Annotated in this window: 18 protein-coding genes and 4 pseudogenes; 10 read left to right on the top strand and 12 right to left on the bottom strand. The window is 55.2% G+C overall.

Features of this window, described 5'->3' with window-relative positions:
• Positions 1 to 7: 7 nt before the first annotated feature.
• Positions 8 to 385 (bottom strand): PilZ domain-containing protein, encoded by a 378-nt coding sequence (locus AC0V6Z_RS05680; protein WP_472640390.1) that lies wholly within the window; start codon positions 383 to 385, stop codon positions 8 to 10.
• A 206-nt stretch (positions 386 to 591) separates the two neighbouring features.
• A complete protein-coding gene (gene dksA, locus AC0V6Z_RS05675; protein WP_472640389.1) occupies positions 592 to 1,050 on the bottom strand; it encodes an RNA polymerase-binding protein DksA in 459 nt (152 codons plus the stop codon).
• Positions 1,051 to 1,363: 313 nt separating this feature from the next.
• Here dksA and AC0V6Z_RS05670 point away from each other — a divergent pair, with 313 nt between their 5' ends.
• The gene (locus tag AC0V6Z_RS05670; RefSeq protein ID WP_472640388.1) at positions 1,364 to 1,693 is read left to right on the top strand and encodes an SEL1-like repeat protein; all 330 of its coding nucleotides are present in this window, start codon (positions 1,364 to 1,366) and stop codon (positions 1,691 to 1,693) included.
• On the opposite strand, the gene AC0V6Z_RS05665 is transcribed toward AC0V6Z_RS05670, so the two are convergent.
• Genes AC0V6Z_RS05665 through AC0V6Z_RS05645 form a run of 5 tightly spaced genes read right to left on the bottom strand, consistent with a single transcriptional unit; the run spans position 1,690 to position 4,849 of the window.
• Positions 1,690 to 2,826 carry a GNAT family N-acetyltransferase gene (locus AC0V6Z_RS05665; RefSeq protein ID WP_472640387.1) on the bottom strand — a complete coding sequence of 379 codons (1,137 nt, stop codon included), beginning with the start codon at positions 2,824 to 2,826 and terminating at the stop codon, positions 1,690 to 1,692. The genes AC0V6Z_RS05670 and AC0V6Z_RS05665 overlap by 4 nt on opposite strands.
• The gene (locus AC0V6Z_RS05660) at positions 2,823 to 3,572 is read right to left on the bottom strand and encodes a glycerophosphodiester phosphodiesterase family protein (protein WP_472640386.1); all 750 of its coding nucleotides are present in this window, start codon (positions 3,570 to 3,572) and stop codon (positions 2,823 to 2,825) included. The genes AC0V6Z_RS05665 and AC0V6Z_RS05660 overlap by 4 nt, the downstream gene beginning before the upstream one ends.
• Positions 3,544 to 4,005 carry a RidA family protein gene (locus tag AC0V6Z_RS05655; RefSeq protein ID WP_472640385.1) on the bottom strand — a complete coding sequence of 154 codons (462 nt, stop codon included), beginning with the start codon at positions 4,003 to 4,005 and terminating at the stop codon, positions 3,544 to 3,546. Before AC0V6Z_RS05655 ends, AC0V6Z_RS05660 begins: the two co-directional genes overlap by 29 nt.
• Entirely contained in the window at positions 4,005 to 4,631 is a 627-nt protein-coding gene (locus AC0V6Z_RS05650; RefSeq protein WP_472640384.1) for an HAD family hydrolase, read from the bottom strand. Before AC0V6Z_RS05650 ends, AC0V6Z_RS05655 begins: the two co-directional genes overlap by 1 nt.
• Entirely contained in the window at positions 4,628 to 4,849 is a 222-nt protein-coding gene (locus AC0V6Z_RS05645; RefSeq protein WP_472640856.1) for a DUF3572 family protein, read from the bottom strand. Before AC0V6Z_RS05645 ends, AC0V6Z_RS05650 begins: the two co-directional genes overlap by 4 nt.
• A 135-nt stretch (positions 4,850 to 4,984) precedes the next feature.
• On the opposite strand from AC0V6Z_RS05645, the gene AC0V6Z_RS05640 reads away from it, so the two are divergent.
• The 3 genes and pseudogenes from AC0V6Z_RS05640 (at position 4,985) to spt (ending at position 7,017) form a co-directional block, all read left to right on the top strand.
• On the top strand, positions 4,985 to 5,332 hold the full coding sequence (locus AC0V6Z_RS05640) for a response regulator (protein WP_472640383.1): 348 nt from the start codon (positions 4,985 to 4,987) through the stop codon (positions 5,330 to 5,332).
• 197 nt (positions 5,333 to 5,529) lie between these two features.
• Positions 5,530 to 5,772 carry an acyl carrier protein gene (locus AC0V6Z_RS05635; protein ID WP_472640382.1) on the top strand — a complete coding sequence of 81 codons (243 nt, stop codon included), beginning with the start codon at positions 5,530 to 5,532 and terminating at the stop codon, positions 5,770 to 5,772.
• 14 nt (positions 5,773 to 5,786) lie between these two features.
• A pseudogene (spt, locus tag AC0V6Z_RS05630) lies at positions 5,787 to 7,017 on the top strand (serine palmitoyltransferase).
• Positions 7,018 to 7,020: 3 nt separating this feature from the next.
• Here spt and AC0V6Z_RS05625 read toward each other — a convergent pair.
• A pseudogene (locus AC0V6Z_RS05625) lies at positions 7,021 to 7,666 on the bottom strand (YqaA family protein).
• Between the two features lie 265 nt (positions 7,667 to 7,931).
• Between AC0V6Z_RS05625 and AC0V6Z_RS05620 the strand changes: the two are divergent.
• From AC0V6Z_RS05620 to AC0V6Z_RS05595, 6 genes are all read left to right on the top strand, one after another.
• Positions 7,932 to 8,393 carry a hypothetical protein gene (locus tag AC0V6Z_RS05620; RefSeq protein WP_472640381.1) on the top strand — a complete coding sequence of 154 codons (462 nt, stop codon included), beginning with the start codon at positions 7,932 to 7,934 and terminating at the stop codon, positions 8,391 to 8,393.
• The gene (locus tag AC0V6Z_RS05615; protein ID WP_472640380.1) at positions 8,390 to 9,229 is read left to right on the top strand and encodes a phage BR0599 family protein; all 840 of its coding nucleotides are present in this window, start codon (positions 8,390 to 8,392) and stop codon (positions 9,227 to 9,229) included. The genes AC0V6Z_RS05620 and AC0V6Z_RS05615 overlap by 4 nt, the downstream gene beginning before the upstream one ends.
• Before the next feature lie 418 nt (positions 9,230 to 9,647).
• Positions 9,648 to 11,819: a phage tail protein gene (locus tag AC0V6Z_RS05610; RefSeq protein ID WP_472640379.1), complete on the top strand. Its 2,172-nt coding sequence runs from the start codon at positions 9,648 to 9,650 to the stop codon at positions 11,817 to 11,819.
• An 18-nt stretch (positions 11,820 to 11,837) separates the two neighbouring features.
• Complete coding sequence (locus AC0V6Z_RS05605) at positions 11,838 to 12,287, top strand: DUF2793 domain-containing protein (protein ID WP_472640378.1); 450 nt, start codon at positions 11,838 to 11,840, stop codon at positions 12,285 to 12,287.
• Between the two features lie 186 nt (positions 12,288 to 12,473).
• On the top strand, positions 12,474 to 13,601 hold the full coding sequence (locus AC0V6Z_RS05600) for an OmpA family protein (RefSeq protein ID WP_472640377.1): 1,128 nt from the start codon (positions 12,474 to 12,476) through the stop codon (positions 13,599 to 13,601).
• 83 nt (positions 13,602 to 13,684) lie between these two features.
• Positions 13,685 to 14,245, top strand: a complete 561-nt coding sequence (locus AC0V6Z_RS05595) for a superoxide dismutase family protein (RefSeq protein WP_472640376.1) — start codon at positions 13,685 to 13,687, stop codon at positions 14,243 to 14,245.
• Between the two features lie 6 nt (positions 14,246 to 14,251).
• On the opposite strand, the pseudogene AC0V6Z_RS05590 reads toward AC0V6Z_RS05595, so the two are convergent.
• The 4 genes and pseudogenes from AC0V6Z_RS05590 to hslO form a co-directional block, all read right to left on the bottom strand.
• Positions 14,252 to 15,863: pseudogene (locus AC0V6Z_RS05590) on the bottom strand (MFS transporter).
• Between the two features lie 28 nt (positions 15,864 to 15,891).
• Complete coding sequence (gene queC, locus AC0V6Z_RS05585; protein WP_472640375.1) at positions 15,892 to 16,587, bottom strand: 7-cyano-7-deazaguanine synthase QueC; 696 nt, start codon at positions 16,585 to 16,587, stop codon at positions 15,892 to 15,894.
• A 60-nt stretch (positions 16,588 to 16,647) separates the two neighbouring features.
• Positions 16,648 to 17,061, bottom strand: coding sequence for a hypothetical protein (locus AC0V6Z_RS05580; protein ID WP_472640374.1), 414 nt, complete (start codon positions 17,059 to 17,061; stop codon positions 16,648 to 16,650).
• An 85-nt stretch (positions 17,062 to 17,146) separates the two neighbouring features.
• Positions 17,147 to 18,059: pseudogene (gene hslO, locus AC0V6Z_RS05575) on the bottom strand (Hsp33 family molecular chaperone HslO).
• Positions 18,060 to 18,069: the final 10 nt, after the last annotated feature.

Below are 18,069 nucleotides of genomic sequence, written 5' to 3'. Positions count from 1 at the left end.
GAAATCCTCAGACCTTGCGAAAATCCCGTGGATCAGGAGCCGACGGCGCTTTACGCGTATGAGCAGTGCTCAAGCCCGCAGTGTCTGATTGATCGTCACCGTTGGTAGGCTTGCGTGCAGATTGGGAATCAATTTCCTCATCGAAGGCGATACCAAAACGGTCATCTTGAACCCAAGCGACAGTTCCCGTCACAGAGCCAATATTTTTCAGCTCAATGTCCAACCGATTGCCGGGTTGAACGCGCAAATTGCCTTCGCCCATCATGCCGCCATCGGACAAGTTGCGCACGCGTATACGGTGCGTGTCCCCTGCCTGCTCCACACGAATACCGGCGAGCAGAAAGAGACTGTCTCGCGACACGCTCCTAGTTTCAACACCAGTCATTCTAAGAAGTCTCCTGTGCCCACCACAAACAAAACTGCCATTCCATCGGCTCTTACGTCGCCACAATAGCGCGCAGAGCATTGTCTACTGTCTCGCGGGCTATGCCGCAGTGCCTAATGATTGTTTAACAGGCGCGCAGGAGCAGCCTTGAAAACGCACGCGTCCCAATCTGGCACTTGTTCCAAGCCGTTCGTTAGCCTGGCTGATCAGTCGTCGCGGGAAATTTTCTCTTTGCGCTCGTGCGCTTCTTGCGCCTCAACGGTCATGGTCGCGACAGGTCGGGCAATTAGTCGCTTCAATCCGATCGGATCGCCCGTTACTTCACAATAGCCATATTCGCCCTCGTCGATCCGATGCAGAGCGGATTCAATCTTGGCCACTAGCTTGCGCTGACGGTCGCGAGTGCGCAGCTCAATGCCCCAATCCGTCTCGCTAGATGCACGATCATTGAGATCAGCTTCTCGAATTGGGCCGTCTTGCAAAGACTGGAGTGTTTGATCAGCCGCATCGCGGATCGATCGTTTCCACTCAAGCAGCAGCATACGAAAATAGTTCTGCTGCTGCTCGTTCATATACTCTTCGTTATCGCTGGGCACGTAGCCCGGCTCGAGCATACTCTTCGCTTTTGCGAGAATATCAATATCGTCAGTCGACGCAGTGGCCATGTGGTCCTCTTACCCCAATCACTTTCGGCGAGACTGTCCAATTCGCTAAGCGCGGAATTTCCAAACGCTTGGCTAAGCCCCCTAAGTCAACGCATTGAGCGCGCCTATAGGCTTGCAGTCTGAGACGCACAAGCGGCTTTCCCCACCCCAGTGTCATCGCGAGACGTAAAATACTGGATCTCACGCATTTCGTGCCGCTTGATCACAAAAATTAACGTCGCCGTTAACCAATTGTTGACCACGAGTAGCGAGGACATGGTTAAGCGAGCCAGCCGGGGGGTGTTGGTTTCGTGATTAACGGGGTAACCAAATTATGGAACTTAAACCTATCACTGGCGGCGTAGCCACCGAACTGGACACGGATCTGAACAATGAGATCCTTGCCGATTATCTGGCGGCGGCATCTCAAGGCGACATTTCAGCGCATTTTGATTTGGGTGTTTCCTTTTCAACCGGCAGCAATGGGGCTGAATGCGACCTTATTGAAGCCCACAAATGGTTTAATCTTGCTGCTGCGCAGGGTCATGAAGAAGCCGCATGGTGCCGCGCAGACATTTCTGACGAAATGACCGCTCGCGAAATCGCAGAGGCTCAGCGTCGTGCGCGGCAATGGCTGTCGGAAACACGCCGCCAAGCTGCCTAGTTTTGCTTGAAGGGCGTGCGCCTGCCCAACAGGACTTGATCGGTCGCCACGCCATCGCGCTCGCGCTCTAGGAAGTCCGCGACCGCGTCACGAAAACCAGGGTCGGCAATCCAATGCGCCGACCAAGTTTGCACTGGTTCATAACCACGAGCGAGTTTGTGGCCACCTTGCGCACCGGCTTCGACCCGATCGAGACCGCGTTCGATCGCAATTTCGATTGCTTGGTAATAACACAGCTCAAAGTGCAGGAAGCGCACATCACGCGCGCATCCCCAATAGCGGCCATAAAGCGCATCCTGGCCGATGAAATTAAGCGCGCCTGCTATTGGCATCCCCTCGTCCAGTGCGAGGATCATAACCAGCTGGTCGCCCATCCGCTCCTGCAGCAGCGTAAATGCCTCGCGCGTTAGATAGGGCGCGCCCCATTTGCGCGCACCAGTGTCTTGATAGAACAGCCAGAAGGCATCCCAATGCTCTGGCTTTATGTCGTCTCCGGAAAGCCTAGAGATTTGCAGGCCTTTCTGCGCCGCTGCCCGCTCCTTGCGCAGGTTTTTGCGCTTGCGGGACGAGAGGGCATCCAAAAAACCATCAAAGGTGCTGTAGCCGCGATTGATCCAGTGAAATTGCAAATCGCTTCGCTTCAACCAGCCAGCATCCTCGAACAGCGGCAATTGCGCTTGATCGATGAAGGTCGCATGCGCTGAGGACAGTCCATTTTGCTCGCACACCAATTCAGCGCCCTTGAGCAGATGCAGAGCCAATGAGGGATCGGACAACAGCAAGCGTGGCCCCGCCGCAGGGGTAAATGGCGAGGCAATCTGAAGTTTTGGATAATAACGCCCGCCAGCGCGCTGATAGGCGTCCGCCCAGGAATGATCGAACACATATTCGCCCTGGCTGTGGCCTTTGGCATAGCTCGGCATGGCGGCGAGCAGTTTGCCATTCTCGTCAGTCATCGCGATTGGCACCGGATCCCAGCCGGTGCCGTCGCCCACGCTACCAGAGTCCTCCATGGCGGTAAGGAATTCATGGCTGACAAAAGGATTTCCGCTGGGGTCGAGCGCGTTCCATTCAGCCACATCGAAAGAGCCAACGCTTGGCGCTAGCCGCACGGTCAACTCAATATCGCTCACGCGATCCCCTCACCCTCAGCGATCGGTGCATCGATCAGGCCCTGCGATTGTTCGCGCAATTCCTTGCTGCGAATGGTCCAGCTAAGCAGTGGACGCCGTGCCGCTCGCCAAGTCTCGCACAGCGCATTTGGCAGGTCGCGAATATCCATCGCGAGAAAATCTGGCTGAGCCTGCTCGAGCGCGCCAGGTTGCCGCCACACACCCAGAAACCCCAGGTCCAGCGTGTCTGTGCAGACCAGGCCCCGGATTCTTTCAGGATCATGTTCGGCAAACCATTGGCCGACGCGCGGATCGAAGCTCATGACGGCATGATGGCCTGCATAATCTGCTAATGCTGCACTTACGCATGCACATGTTAGATCAACGTCATAATCAGGTTTGGATTTGATCTCGATCAGCAGTGGAACCTGGCCGCCAATGATTGCCAGAAACTGAGCTAGCGGGACGGGGCGCTCATGCGTTCCTAACAGGCGCAGCTGGGTAAACTCGCCCATATTGAGCGCGCCTGTATCACCCTCTTGGCCCGTCAAACGAGCGAGCTCCCAATCATGGAAAACCATGGGTGCGTTATCGCGGCTGCGCTGGATATCGCATTCGATGCCCATACCTGCCGCGATGGCCGCCTTCGCCGCAGCAACTGAATTTTCGGGCACTCCTGGCCCATGCAGTCCGCGGTGGGCGTAGGCCCACTCAGTTAGCCAACGCGGAGCGCTGCGCTCACTCACTGGCAATGGCGATAATCGCATCCACCTCGACCGCCGCGCCCAGTGGCAGGGCCGGAACACCGACGGCTGCACGGGCATGGCGGCCAATGTCGCCAAACACCCCCTGCATCAGATCAGAAGCGCCATTGGCGACCTTCGGTTGGTCTGTGTAATCCGGCGTGCAATTGACGAACGCGCCGAGCTTTACGACCCGCGACACGCGGTCCAGATCGATCCCGGCCGCTTTGAGCTGCGCCAAAATCATCAGGCCGCACGCTCGCGCCGCCGCCTGACCATCTTCAAGCGAAACATCATCGCCCAACCGGCCGGTCACAAGCTCTCCTGCAACAAAAGGCAATTGGCCGGAGACATGTGCAAACCCGTCCTGCAATACGACCGGAACATAGCTCGCAACGGGTGCAGCGGCCTCAGGCAATGTGATGCCAAGCTCCTTCAGACGGGCTTCGATGCTCATTATGCTTCCTCTTTCAAACGCTCTAACAACCACGGTAACGCCCGCGACCACTCATCGATCCTCGCATTGGCGTGACCAGCCTTGTGTGCGCAATCAATATGCGGCGCGATCATAGGCTCTCCGCACAAATGCAGCCGCACTGTGTCCGGCACCACTTCGGATGCGGACGCATGATGCTGCGCCAAATCATCAATGAAAATCGCCCGGCTAGGCGAATATTCCGCCAAAATAGATTGCAGTGCGGGGCCTTTCGGACCCTGATTGGTGAACACGCGGGCATTGAGACCATGCGCCGCCAATTGTTGAGCGCGGTGATCGCGTCGCTCATCGACCAGATTGGTCAGGATCACCACATCAGCCTGTTCTAACAAACGATTGAGGCCCTCGACCGCTCCCGCAATTGGCATTTGGCTGTCCATTTCGGTGTCGAAGAAGCCGCCCAGAAACCGCCAGATCTCCTTTTGATCAAGCACATCACCGCTGTCCTGCCAGCGCAAAGCGGTGGCGAAGCTGTTGCCTTCCAGCTCGAAATCCACGCCCTGGCTGCTTTCCAGCCATTCTTTGAACGGCGCGACCATGTGGAGGATCACTTCGTCGCAATCGCTTATGATAAGAGGCTGGCTCATGATGCGAGCTCCTGGCGGGCAGCAATCAATTCCTCAGGCGTTACGGCGAGCGCCTCTGCCGCCCGGATCAGGTCAGGTTCGTGGTTTGCGAGAAAGTCAAAAACCGAGGCTAGGACGGTGGGATCATTCAATCCGCCGCGCAAAGTATCAGCATCAAGCCCGGTCAAATCGAGGTAGCGTTCCGCGCGTTCGTTGTCCTCCAGCACCCAGCCCAGCACCGCCAAGGCAAGGGTCTGCGGGCTGAGTTCTTGTACTGCGCCGTCATGAATAGATGGATTTTGAATTGTCGTAGCCTCTTTGTCGGGTTAATCAGCCCACTTCGGGGGAGCATCGGTCAGTGGCAAAGCAGAATCTTGGTTGTCGAGGATAATGACCTCAATCGAAAACTGTTCTGCGACGTGTTGAAGGCAAACGGCTTTGAAGTCGAGCCTGTCGCAGATGGCGATCAGGTGCTTGAAATGGCGCGCGGAACCGCTCCCGATCTGATCATTATGGATATTCAGCTGCCCGGAATTTCCGGTGTAGACCTGATCGAGGCGGCCAAGCGCGATACCTCGCTGTGCGAGATACCGGTCCTGGCTGTTACGGCCTTTGCCGGAAAGGGTGACGAAGAGCGGATCCGCTCGGCAGGTGCCGCCGGTTATCTGGCAAAGCCCGTTTCGATCATGCCGTTTATGAATGCAGTCAAAGCCTTGGTTTGACGCCAGGACGAAGCACTTGCACCGCCTAACCGCTCAGCTTGAATTCTCGAAATTGAAGGCCAAATGGCGGTGAAGCGGCAACGATTTGAGCCGTTTGCCCCCGAGAAATGGCTTCATATGGGCTGGTCTGCGATTCCAAATACCTCTAGACCTTTCTCTGAAGCTGAAATTGCACCCAGAAAGTGAGCGCCAACACCATGGATTCTGCCGCAGTTGATGAGCGTATCCGCGCCTTGATCGAGCCCTTCAACAAGAAGGGCGTCACTATTGAAGACGCAACCACGTTTGCCGGTGATCTTGAGTTCGATAGCCTAACCGTGATGGATTTCGTCGCGGAGATTGAGGACGAATTCGACATCATCATAAGCATGAACCAACAGGCCGAAATCGAAAATTACGGTCAGTTGGTCGCTGCTGTGCACAAAATGCAGGATAGCTGATATAGGCTTTGCCCATGACTGAGACCCTTACCGATGTCGCGCCATCAGGCGATCTGCTGTCCAAGTTCGACGACCTTATCCAGACGCGTGAAACGCTGCTCGCGAGCGGTATTGAAGACCCCTTCAATCTCATCATGGAAAAGGTCCTCTCGCCGACCACCGCGATCTGCAACGGGCGCGAGACAATCTTGCTCGGCACCTACAATTATATGGGCATGACATTCGATCCTGATGTGATCGATGCGGGCAAGCAGGCCTTGGCTGATTACGGCTCAGGCACAACGGGTAGCCGCGTCCTCAACGGCACTTATCAAGGTCACCGAGAATGCGAAGATGCATTGCGTGAATTTTACGCGATGGATCACGCCATGGTTTTCTCGACCGGTTACCAGGCCAATCTCGGGATCATCGCCACTCTGGCTGGAAAGGGCGATTACATTGTCCTTGATATCGACAGTCATGCCTCGATTTGGGATGGCTGCGCGATGGGCAATGCCGAAGTTGTTCCGTTCAAGCATAATAACGTCGAAGCGATGGAGAAGCGCCTACGCCGGATTCCTGAAGGCGCTGGTAAGCTCGTCATCCTCGAAGGCGTTTATTCGATGCTGGGCGACGTTGCGCCGCTAAAGGAAATGGTTGCGATCGCGAAGAAATATGGTGCGATGGTGCTGGTCGACGAAGCGCACTCAATGGGCTTTATTGGCGAAAACGGTCGCGGCGTTTGCGAAGAGCAAGGCGTGATCGACGACGTTGATTTCATCATCGGCACATTTTCGAAAAGCGTCGGGACGGTCGGCGGTTTTTGTGTGTCCAATCACCCAAAGTTTGACATCATGCGGCTTGTTTGCCGCCCCTATGTCTTCACCGCCAGCCTGCCGCCCAGCGTAGTGGCAACCGCAGCGACCTCCATTCGCAAGCTGATGCATGGCGCGAATAAACGCGCGCATCTTTGGGAAAATTCCAAACGGCTCCACGGCGGTCTGACTGACCTTGGCTTTCAGCTTGGCACCAGTGAACCGCAAAGCGCGATCGTGGCCGTCATCATGCCCGATCTTGAGCGCGGTGCGGCCATGTGGGAAGCGCTGTTGAAAGAGGGACTCTACGTCAATCTGGCGCGCCCGCCAGCAACACCGGCGAATATGACCTTGCTGCGCTGCTCGCTATGCGCTGAACATTCGGCGGAGGAAGTCGAAACCATCCTCGGCATGTTCGAACGCGCTAGGCAAGGCGATGGGCATTATCTAAGCGCTAAGCGCGCACTTCGGTTGCGTTGTCGCAGGCGTTCACCTCGCCTTCGTTTTCGCTGCCTGCAAGCTGCGTGAACACAACGAAGCCGCCGACCACCAGAATGACGAAGGCCGTTGTGACCCAGCCAAGGTACTTGTCGATGACAGCCTTGATGGGCGCTCCAAATAGCTGGAAAAGCACACCAACGATCATGAAAATGAGCGCACGCCCAGCAACGGCGGCGAGCGTGAACGTCACCAGATTCATCTCGATAAAGCCCGCTGTGATTGTCATCAATTTGAACGGGACCGGTGTGCCGAGCGGCAAAGAAGACGGCCAAGCCGCCCTGCTCGCGAATGTAGCATGCCGCAACCGGGAAGCTCTCTGTGAGGCCAAGCAAGCCAATCACCCAAGAGCCCACGGCGTCGTATAAGAAGTATCCGATCGCATAGCCAAACAGTCCGCCAAGCACCGATGAGACCGTAGCGACAACGGCAAACCGGATCGCCTTTTTTGGTTCAGCAAGGCACATCAGCCCGAGCAGTGGATGCGGCGGAATCGGAAAGAAGCTCGACTCGATGAAGCAGAAAAACGCCAGCCACCACACAGCCTTAGGGTGAGCGGCCTTGTCCATGGTCCAATTGTAGAGACCGCGCAGCAGTTTCATCATGAGCTTGAGTATCTTTCGCCAGTTCGCACCCGAGTGATTATTGGCGCTTAGCCGCGCTGTAGAGAGGACGCAACTGAGATTAAATAACCTATTTGGTACTTTTACATTGACATTGTCACGATCTTTGGTTATAAGAAATCAACATCGCGATAGTGTGAGTCGAGACAAGGGGTTGAAACAAACTTCAGATCAACTCCTGCGACTTTTCTATGTCGGTCCCCTCTAGCATTTCAGCTTCAGCCGGGCCGAGTGGAGACCAAAGATGCCTGACAATTTACGGCCAGATCGGCGTGGCCAGAAAAAACGCCCGCGAATAAATCCGCACTGGCGAGACCGATTTATTGAGCATCTCGCACAATCCTCGAACGTCAGCCGCTCGGCTGAGTTTGCCGGAGTATCAAACAGCCATGTTTACCGTACCCGGACCAACGAGCCTGAATTTGCCTGCCGCTGGCTCGCCGCCCTGTGGGAAGGATATGAACACTTGGAAATGGAAGTCTTGCGCCGATTGCGCGAAGGAGACCAGCAAGCAGGTGATGCATCAAAGTATGACTTCGCCAATGCCATCAGGCTGCTAAATGCACACCGCGACAACGCTGTCAGAGCGCAAGCGGAACAGCGCAATGTCAGTGCGGCTGAAATTCGCGGATCGATTGACCGCAAGGTCGAGGAGATCCGGCTCAGAATACAGCAGGAACGGGCCCGAGAAGCGAAAAAGACGTGATTGAGCAACATGATTGGCTGGCGGACGCTCCAGCCATTGCTCGCGAAGAACTGAGCCGCGCGCTCAACTCTCGGGAACGCGCGGAATTTGCGTATCACTGGGGCTTCTTTGCGCGGCTTGCACAATTGCCACCCGAAGGTGAGTGGCGCATCTGGCTAATCCTGGCTGGACGCGGTTTTGGCAAAACTCGTGCTGGATCGGAATGGGTACGATCAATCGCCGAAGGGAATTCTCAAGCGCGGATCGCATTGGTCTCGTCTTCGTTGGCCGAAGCACGCGCTGTTATGGTTGAAGGGGAAAGCGGGATTATCGCCTGCTGTCCACCGGAACGCAGGCCTGTTTTTGAACCTTCGCTTAGGCGACTGCGCTTCCCCAATGGAGCGCAAGCGCAGCTGTTCTCTGCCGCTGAACCTGAATTGCTCAGAGGACCTCAGCATACCCATGCATGCCGCGCAGAATTCTGCGGGCCGGGATGTACCTTGTCCGCATTCGGACTAACCAGCGTTCATATCGTCACACAAATCGACTTTGACGCCAATAGCGTATCCTTCGATGACGTTTCGTACGATCTGTACATCGATGGCAAGCTGCGGTTCCTGGCTGGTCCTCAAACCGGGCTAACCTTCGGAATTGTGAGCGCAGACCCTCAAGGCCTCGTTCTCGATCGGGCCCTGTCCGAGAGCACTGAGTTGGGGACGCGCGCAGAATTACTCGAAGGGTGCGATCACACTATGGCGACATGTACTGATCGTTTTAATAATGCGGCAAATTTCCGAGGCGAGCCCTTTCTGCCGGGCAATGACCTTTTGTCGCGTTATGGCAGATCAACCGGATGACCCATCCATCCCGGCTTGCAGAAGCTGCTGCATCTTTCGTTGGCACGCCCTTTCGGCTCCACGGTCGCGACCCCAAAAGCGGCATCGACTGTGTTGGTCTACTGGGCTGCAGTTTGCGCAAAGTTGGCATAAAGCACGAGCTCCCCGTCGGGTACAAACTACGCAATCAGAGCATCGAACCCTGGCTCTACTGTGCATCATTATCCGGCCTTAGCGAAACTTCCGGTGCCATTAGTGCCGGCGACGTCCTTCTCGTAACACCTTCTCCCGGTCAATTTCACATTATGATCGCTGAGAATTCGGTGACCTTCATTCACGCTCATATCGGCCTCCGACGCGTAATCCGAGAGCCAGCGCCAACCAGTATTTCGCTCGTCAAGCATTGGCAGTTTGAACCAGAAACCCGAGGAAAAACCTGATGGCAACGCTTCTACTTACAGCAGTGGGAACGGCTATTGGTGGCCCGGTTGGAGGCGCTATTGGCGCTCTAATCGGTCAGCAAGCCGATCAAGCGATATTTGGTTCTGGGACAATCGAGGGGCCTCGACTCAAAGAACTCTCCGTGACCACCTCAAGCTATGGTCAGCCCATTGCTCGGGTCTTTGGGCGCATGCGGGTGCCTGGAACGGTGATTTGGTCCACCGACTTGATCGAAAGCTCAGCAAAGAGTGGTGGAGGCAAAGGCCGACCATCAACGAAAACATACAGCTATTCCAGCTCATTCGCAGTGGCCTTGAGCAGCTTGCCTGTGTCCTCCCTCGGTCGGATTTGGGCAGATGGAGAATTGCTAAGAGGTGCAGCCGGAGACTTAAAGACCGAAGGAGTGCTCCGGTTCTATCACGGTCATGGCGATGATCCTGTCGATCCATTAATTGCCGCCGACAAGGGAGGTTCCGCACCCGCTTTTCGAGACTGCGCCTATGTAGTCTTTGAAGATCTGCAATTAGCTGATTTTGGCAATCGTATTCCGACACTCACATTTGAGATCATGGCGGAGAGTCCTTCGTCCGTTGCACTTAACGACATCGTCCCTCTGGCAATCTCAGGCGACTCATCTCAAACCCTGCCTCATCTACGCGGGTTTGCCGATGGGGGAGGGCCGCTTACATCATCTTTAGCTGCGCTCAATCGCGTCTTTCCCCTTTCCTGCGTTACAAAAGACAGTGGATTTACACTCGGCCCAATCGATAATTCCGGCGCTGTGCTAGCCACTCTCCCTCCAGAAGTGAGCAATGCTGAGGAAGGGCAGCGAAATAGACGAAGGGCCGAGCGGTTCGCACAGGAGCCTGTTGCGCTGCGTTATTACGACGAAAACCGCGATTATCAGCCCGGTGTTCAACGTGCGATCGGCTCAAGGCCAAATGGCCGGGAGGCCATGATTGATATTCCAGCCACCATGCAAGCGGACGGCGCGCGCAAACTCGCTAACTCCAGCGCTAACCGGGCAAGGTGGCAACACGAGCAAATCACTTGGACCACTGCAGATCTCAATCCTACTGTGGAACCTGGATCAATTGTTAAAATTCCCGATATGCCTGGAAGATGGCTAGTCAAAGGTTGGGAATGGTTTGACCGCGGCGTTGAACTCAATTTGGAAAGGCTCGCCCCTGGACTGGCTGGCGACGTTTCGTCGGACTCAGGCGCAGCTAACCATCCCAATGATGAACTGATTGGCCCAACCCTGCTGAGCGTGTTTGAAGTGCCTGCCGATGGTACGAGCTCCGCTGCTGAACCGATAATATTCACAGCAGCTTCATCAGCAACATCGAGCTGGAAGGGGGCAGCCTTGTATGTAGAGCGCGCAGGAGGTCTTATCCCAATCGGCTCAACAAGCGCACCGCGTGCAGTATCAGGGATCATTGCCGGTAGCCTTGGGCCGTCCAATGCAACCCATTTTGAACCTGGTTCATCGGTTCTCATTGATCTTCCTGATGATAAACTCTCTTTCTCTGAAACCACAATTGCGGGCTTAGCACTGGGCGAAAACCGAGTTCTGATTGGTGACGAAGTCGTACAATTTCTGTCTGCCGAGGTAGTGAGCGCCGGAAGATGGAAGCTGTCGGGACTACTGCGAGGCAGAGGCGGTACAGAAGCCAGCGCGCAAAATGGACATGAGCCGGGCACTCAAGCGACTTTGCTTGACGATAACCTAACTGCCCTAAATCCGTCTGAAGTCTCATCGGATGCCAACACTAGGATCGCTGCGATCGGTCTGGGAGACGATGAGCCGACTTTTGCAAACCTCACCAATTCGGGGCTTTCAAGGCGCCCTTTGACGCCTGTCCACCCTCGCCTTTCCAAATTGCATGATGGGTCTTGGCACTTTTGCTGGACAAGGCGAGCCCGAGGCCAGTGGCTTTGGGAAGACATAGTCGACACCCCCCTTGTCGAGGAAAGCGAAGCCTACCTCATTGGGTATGGTCCGGCTGATAACCCATTCCTATCTTGGAACACCATTGAACCTGAAGTGAGCTTTTCCGAAGTCGAACGCCGTGATCTGCTCGCCAACTTCGGTCCGCAAGAATTCTGGGTCAAGCAGGTCGGAACGTTTTCGAGCTCGTCGGCAATTAGGCTGGCGGGACTTTTCTAAAATTTACGGAGTCCTACGATGTCGACAGCCGCTTCTTTCCCGACAACGACAACGAATTACTCATTACCTTTGCTGTTTACGGGTCAATCGCAGAAGGAATTTTTTGTCAATGAGGCATTTTCATTGATCGATAGCCTAATGGCGAGAACAGTCTTGAGCATCCAAGATACACCTCCTTTGGCGCCGAACGATGGCGACACATATATTGTTGGAGTTGGTTCTGGTGAATGGAGCGGCCAAGATGATAGCCTCTCAATCTTCATTAACAATTCTTGGCAATTTGCACCCTCCACACCCGGTATGATGGCTTTCAACCAAGATACCAATCAACTCATGTTCTTCTCATCAGTTTGGTCGAGCGCAACTGAACCGCCCCTTCCCCAAAGCGGGAGTGTCGTTGATGCAGAGGCTCGAATCATGCTCACTGAGATCGTGGAAGCACTAAGAGTTGTTGGCATTTTTGCGTAAGGCACAAATTCCACTCTTGCACAGCACGCAACCACCACAACTCATGACGAAGTCTGCCTTTTTTGGGACCAGCCCCCTCGATAGCGACTTTAATGCAACAGTTTGGTCGATTGATTGCTTGCCACGCGCAAAGGGAAAAGTTAGAGAGTGCGCTGCTCCAAATAACGCTAAAAGGGGATTATTGGAATGCGCAAACTCGTCATAGGATTGGCGATGGCTTCAACGGCGCTCGCAGCGCCTGCTACAGCTCGCGATGGGCAGTGGTACATCCAAGGCGATGGTGGAGCCATGCTTGTCGAAGATATTGATTTCGACGTGAATGGGACTTCGAATGATGTCCAAGGTGATTACGATTCCGGTTATGACTTCGGTGCAGCCGTTGGTTATGATTTCGGCGCCTTCCGGTTGGAAGCCGAGGCAAGTTACCGCGCTGCGGACCTTGAAAACCTTACGGTGGGTACAGTCGGAATAGCTTCGGCAAGTTCGACAAGCGTTCGTACTGGCGGAACGTTCCCTGCATCTGGCGAGGTTAATGCGCTGAGTTTCATGCTAAACGGTCTGTTTGACTTCGGTAACGACGATGGCGTGCAGGGCTTCGCCGGAGGAGGTGTGGGTGTTGCTCGCGTCGACTTGGATGGAACGATCACGTCGACCGGTCCAGGAGCATTTGACGACTCCGATACTGGCCTTGCTTGGCAGATTATCGCTGGTATTCGTGCGCCTTTGAATGATAGCTGGGACGTCGGCCTAAAGTATCGCTACTTTAATGCTGTAGACGTCAACATCGTCGATACACTTGGCTCGCAGTACGAGACAGACGTAACGACACACTCAATCCTCGGCTCGATTACATACAACTTTGGCGGCGACGTTGCACCACCTCCACCGCCGCCTCCACCGCCAGCTCCGCCGGCACCTCCACCACCGCCGCCGCCTGCACCACCTGCACCAGCTGCGGCACCATGTAATACTGGTCCATATATCGTGTTCTTCGATTGGGATGAATCAGTGATTACACCAGAGGCGGCGACCATCTTGGATAGTGCGGTTACCGCCTATGCAGATTGTGGTTCAGCGAATGTTATGCTTGCGGGCCATACTGACCGTTCGGGCAGTGTGACTTACAACATGGCTTTGGCTGAACGTCGTAACGCTTCGGTTCGCGGTTACCTTGCCGGTCGCGGCATTCCTGAAGGCCGCATCACTGGTGAAGCTTTCGGTGAATCGCAACCTCGCGTACCTACCGCAGATGGTGTTCGCGAACTTCAAAACCGCCGCGTTGAAGTGACCTATGGCCCGGGTTCGGGTATCTAAGAGCACTTAGCGTCGAACATTAAGAAGAGGGGTCGGCAAAGTCCGGCCCCTTTTTTTGCCAAAATTTCTGGTTGGAAACCGTTATGCCACGCCTACTCTCAACAGCCTTGCTTTGCTCAGGTCTTGCGCTGAACGCTTGCAACTCTGGCTCTGAAAATGCTGGAACTATAGCTGCCGCTCAAGACGGCCGAGCAATTCCGGTTGCTGCGGCGAAGCTTCTCGATGCGAGCGATGGCGAGATCGGTACAATTCGGCTCACTGAAGAATCCGATGCCCTCTCTATTACAGTAACAATCGAAGGGCTTGAGCCTAGCGAACGCGCCTTTCATCTCCACACAACTGGCGTATGCGAAGGCTCCGACTTTAAGACGGCAGGCGGGCACCTTAATCCGTTTAAGAGAACCCATGGCTCACAAAGCGTCGATGGAGCGCATCTTGGCGACCTGCCCAATCTAGTCATCGAAGAGCAATCGTCGTTCGCAACATCGTTTCAGCTGCCAGGTTCCGCCGAAGAACTACTCCCGCTCATTTTTGACGCGGATGGCACCGCAGTTATGCTGCATGCTGGACCGGACGACTATATGAGCGATCCTGCAGGCGCCGCTGGGCCGCGCGTCGCGTGTGGCGTCCTAATCAAGAAATAGGGCTGTCTAGCTGCCCGGCTTTGGCTCCCCTGCAGCCTGCGCTCGCTCAAGTACCGTTGCATTCGCCTGCGGAACAAGACGAATAGCGGCGATCAACAAAAGCAGACCTATTGGAGTAATCCATAACGTTGAAAGCACTCCAACGCTTAAGCCCGCATCGTCTTGTGCTGAAACATAGCCAGCGGTGTATGGACCAAGTGCCAAACCAACAAGAGTTGTCGCCAAGAAGAAAGTCGCTGTCGCGGTTCCCCGCATCCGAGGCAAGACCAGCGCTTGACTGCTGGCCGCTGCAGCGCCGAGTGCTGATGCAGCCAATGCGCTAGTCATCACATTCAGAATGAGAAACAGCGTGAAGCTATCCGTCGTATACTGGACGAGGGCAAAGGGAATTGGACTGACAAGCCCAAACAAAATTACCCAAATCCGGCCAGATGAGAAACGCGTAAACAGCGCATCAGCCATTCTTCCACCGAGAATTACCCCCAAGAATCCGCTTAGCCGCACCACCGCCACCAAGCCAAAAGCCAAGCTCAGCCTTAGAAACGTCAAATGTCCTTTCGGCGTACGGCGCCCCCCAATAAGAGGCAGCATAGGCCATAAATGCCACGGTCCCGTATCCGAGGATCGTGCAAAGGAAGGCCGGCGATCCCCAAGTCAACGCGAATGTGGGATAATCACGTTGTCGAAGCGCACTCGCCCAGCAGAAGACCGAATAATAGCCGATCGATAAAAGCAACCATTGATCGGTGATTGGCGGAAAGATGAACCCAGGGCCGGAGTCCAGGATATTCGTCAAACCATAAGCGATCGCAAGAGCACCGATAAATACCGCGATGTTGATTGCTAGCGCTCTTCCACCCCGAGTGGCGGCACCGAAAAAGGTGAAACCCGGGATGACCGTGTAGAGCTCTCGCACGAAGCCCTTAAAGGGATGCGGATCCTCTCGGGTCGCCAGACCATCAATTGCGCCGCGTATTGGCTCGCGAAGCGTCATCACCCAAATTGCCAATAGCAATCCAGGCACCCCGACCGCAATGAAGGCGGCCTGCCAACCCGCTAAGCCCAATAAGGGATCCCCTTGCGGGAACGCAGCGTTCCAGCGGTCTACGACCAGCCCGCCAATTGCTAGCGAAATTCCACCACCAATATAAATTCCCGAGCTGTAGATCGCGAGTGCGGTTGCCCTCAGCCTCGCCGGAAACCAATCCGAAATTAGCGAATAGGCTGAAGGACTAGCCGTCGCCTCACCGACGCCAACGCCGATTCTTGCGACCGTTAATGTCGCGGCATCCCGTGCGAACCCTGAAACAGCGGTCATCGCTGACCAGAGGGTTAGGCCGAGTGTCATAAGCCGAACGCGTTTCCAACTGTCGGCTAATTTCCCAAGCGGGATACCGAAGAGCGCGTAAAAAATCGCGAATGCTGTGCCATACAAGAAGCCAAGATAGGCATCATCAACGCCCAGATCAGCTTTGATGTCATTGGCCAATATCGAGAGAATTTGCCGGTCAATAAAATTGAGCACATAAACCACCACCAAAACGCTCAATGCGTACCAGGAATAGGCGGATACCGGCTGGTCAGTATCGACCACTGGTTGGCTTTCGGTATCGCTCAAATCAGTTCCCCAGTTAGAGCAGCAATTGTTATGCTGCGTATCGCGTGTTGTCGGTTAGATCGGCCTCAGCAAAGCCCTTGCGCCTGAGTCTGCATGAATCACACTGACCGCATGCAGTTCCATCGGGCGCGGGGTCATAGCAAGACCAGCTCCAGGCAGGGTCTAGACCCAAGCGAGCGCATTCGTTGGCAATATCGGCTTTCGTCATATGTTGGAGAGGTGCATGGATCTCAAACGGAAACCCCTCCACCCCGGCCTTTGTCCCCAGACGAGCGGTTTCAGCAAAGCTGGCGATGAATTCCGGGCGGCAATCCGGATAGCCAGAATAATCCAGCGCATTCACCCCAATGAAGACATCCCTGGCACCTGCCGCTTCCGCAAATGCGATCGTGAGTGCGAGAAACACCAAATTGCGGGCTGGCACATAGGTAACCGGAATATCATCTGCGACCCCCGTTTTGGGCACGTCAATGTCGGCGGTAAGCGCAGAGCCACCGAATGAGCGCAGATCGAGTGATATCTGCACCTGACGCTCTAGATCCAATTTCCGGGAGATACTCTCGGCCGATTGCAATTCACGGCGATGGCGTTGGCCATAGTCAATGGTAAGCGCCTGAACCGAAAAGCCGCGCTCCTTCGCAATTCCAGCCGATACCATTGAGTCGAGACCGCCTGACAACAGGACCACGGCGGTAGGCCGCTTTTGCTCTGGTTCGAAACTCATCGCTACCGGCTTAGCGCGCTTACGATATTAAGCAATCCACCCGTACCAATTCCCAAACAATCAGCACGTGCCAGTGCGCCGGGCCTCCGCAGTCACTTGGAATGGCAGGCCGCCAACGATCCCCTGGCTTTCAACCTGCACCAAAGATGCCGTCTCGCGGCGAATGTTTGTCCGCCCATAGCCATCGCCAGGGCAGGTATACTGAACCGACACTTCAGATGCCCCATCCTCTACCACAAACCGGCTACAATCGTTTTGAGTATGGCGCAGCTGGATGAGTTCACGTCCACTGCGCACGCAAATCCTGCGCGACGGTGAGCCATCTCGCGGCTTCACAGTCCATTCGCCTTTTGCCAACCCAGATAGCATGGCAAGTCCATCGGACTGTGCAGCAAGAGGCACGGCTCCAACGACAGCAAACAGCCCCAAGGCCATCAGCTTTCGTTTACCAATCGGTGCGCTACGTTTTTTCATGAGCATACCTCGCCATATATTTGCTGCACTGAGTTGTACGTATTGGACAACCCACGATGACCCGTTCCTGAATAGCGACGAACTGTTAAATTGCCAAGGTGTAGTGCTGAGCGCAAAACTGGCAGTCGACCACAATCCGCCCTTTATTATCGCGCATTGCATCCTGCTCATCGGCTGGAAAACGGGCGATGACGCTATGATAATAGTCAGCACTGCAGCGGCAACCGCGTTCAAGCCTCTTGCCCGGCTGGACCCGAATCTGATCCTCTTCGTGGAACAAGCGCCACACAATGCTTTCCATCGAGAGGTCAGGATCGAGCAATTCTTCATGACTTATCGTGCTTAGCCAATGCGACAATGTGTTCCCAATCCGGATGGTCGAGGCGAACGTGCAAGCGTTCGCGCCCCTCTTCGCCATCGGCAAGATGCTGGATCAGCATACCGGCAGCGTGATGGCCGTTGACGCCCGATCGGCTGGCCACTCTGATCAGTGTGGGCACTTGCTCCGACTGAACAAAATAGTTCTCACATGCCTCAGACAGATTGTCCCCTTCCAGCGGGACGATGCCTTGATAGCGCTTACCCCCGCCCGTCTCGAAGGTGATCGCGAGATATCCCTCCCCAAACAGTGCAGCGAGCGCCGGATTTGCACCCAAGTCCTCAACCCGAACGCCATCAAACTCAGCATATCCCCGCATTGTGCCGCCGCGATAATCACACACGAGCAATTGCACCGGGCCAGCCTTCGTCTGTGCCTGCATAGTCAGCTGGCCGTCTTCGCCCTTTAGCAATCCGCCCATCAGAGCGCCCAGCACTAGCGCTTCGCCAAGCAGATGCTGAATTGGGGCAGGATAATCATGCACTGCCAGCACATCGTTCAGCACGACATCCAAGCGAACCGCGCGGCCACGGGCACTGCGCGAAGGCAGAGTGAAGCCAAGCAGCTTATCAGCGAATGTCTCTGGCTCTTGCGCCGTGGGAGATCGAGCTTGTGTCATAGCGAGCTAT

The organism is Erythrobacter sp. SN6-5 (genome assembly GCF_057364945.1).
The sequence above is the reverse complement of the archived record's forward strand: the minus strand, read 5'-3'. Positions and strand labels throughout refer to the sequence as shown.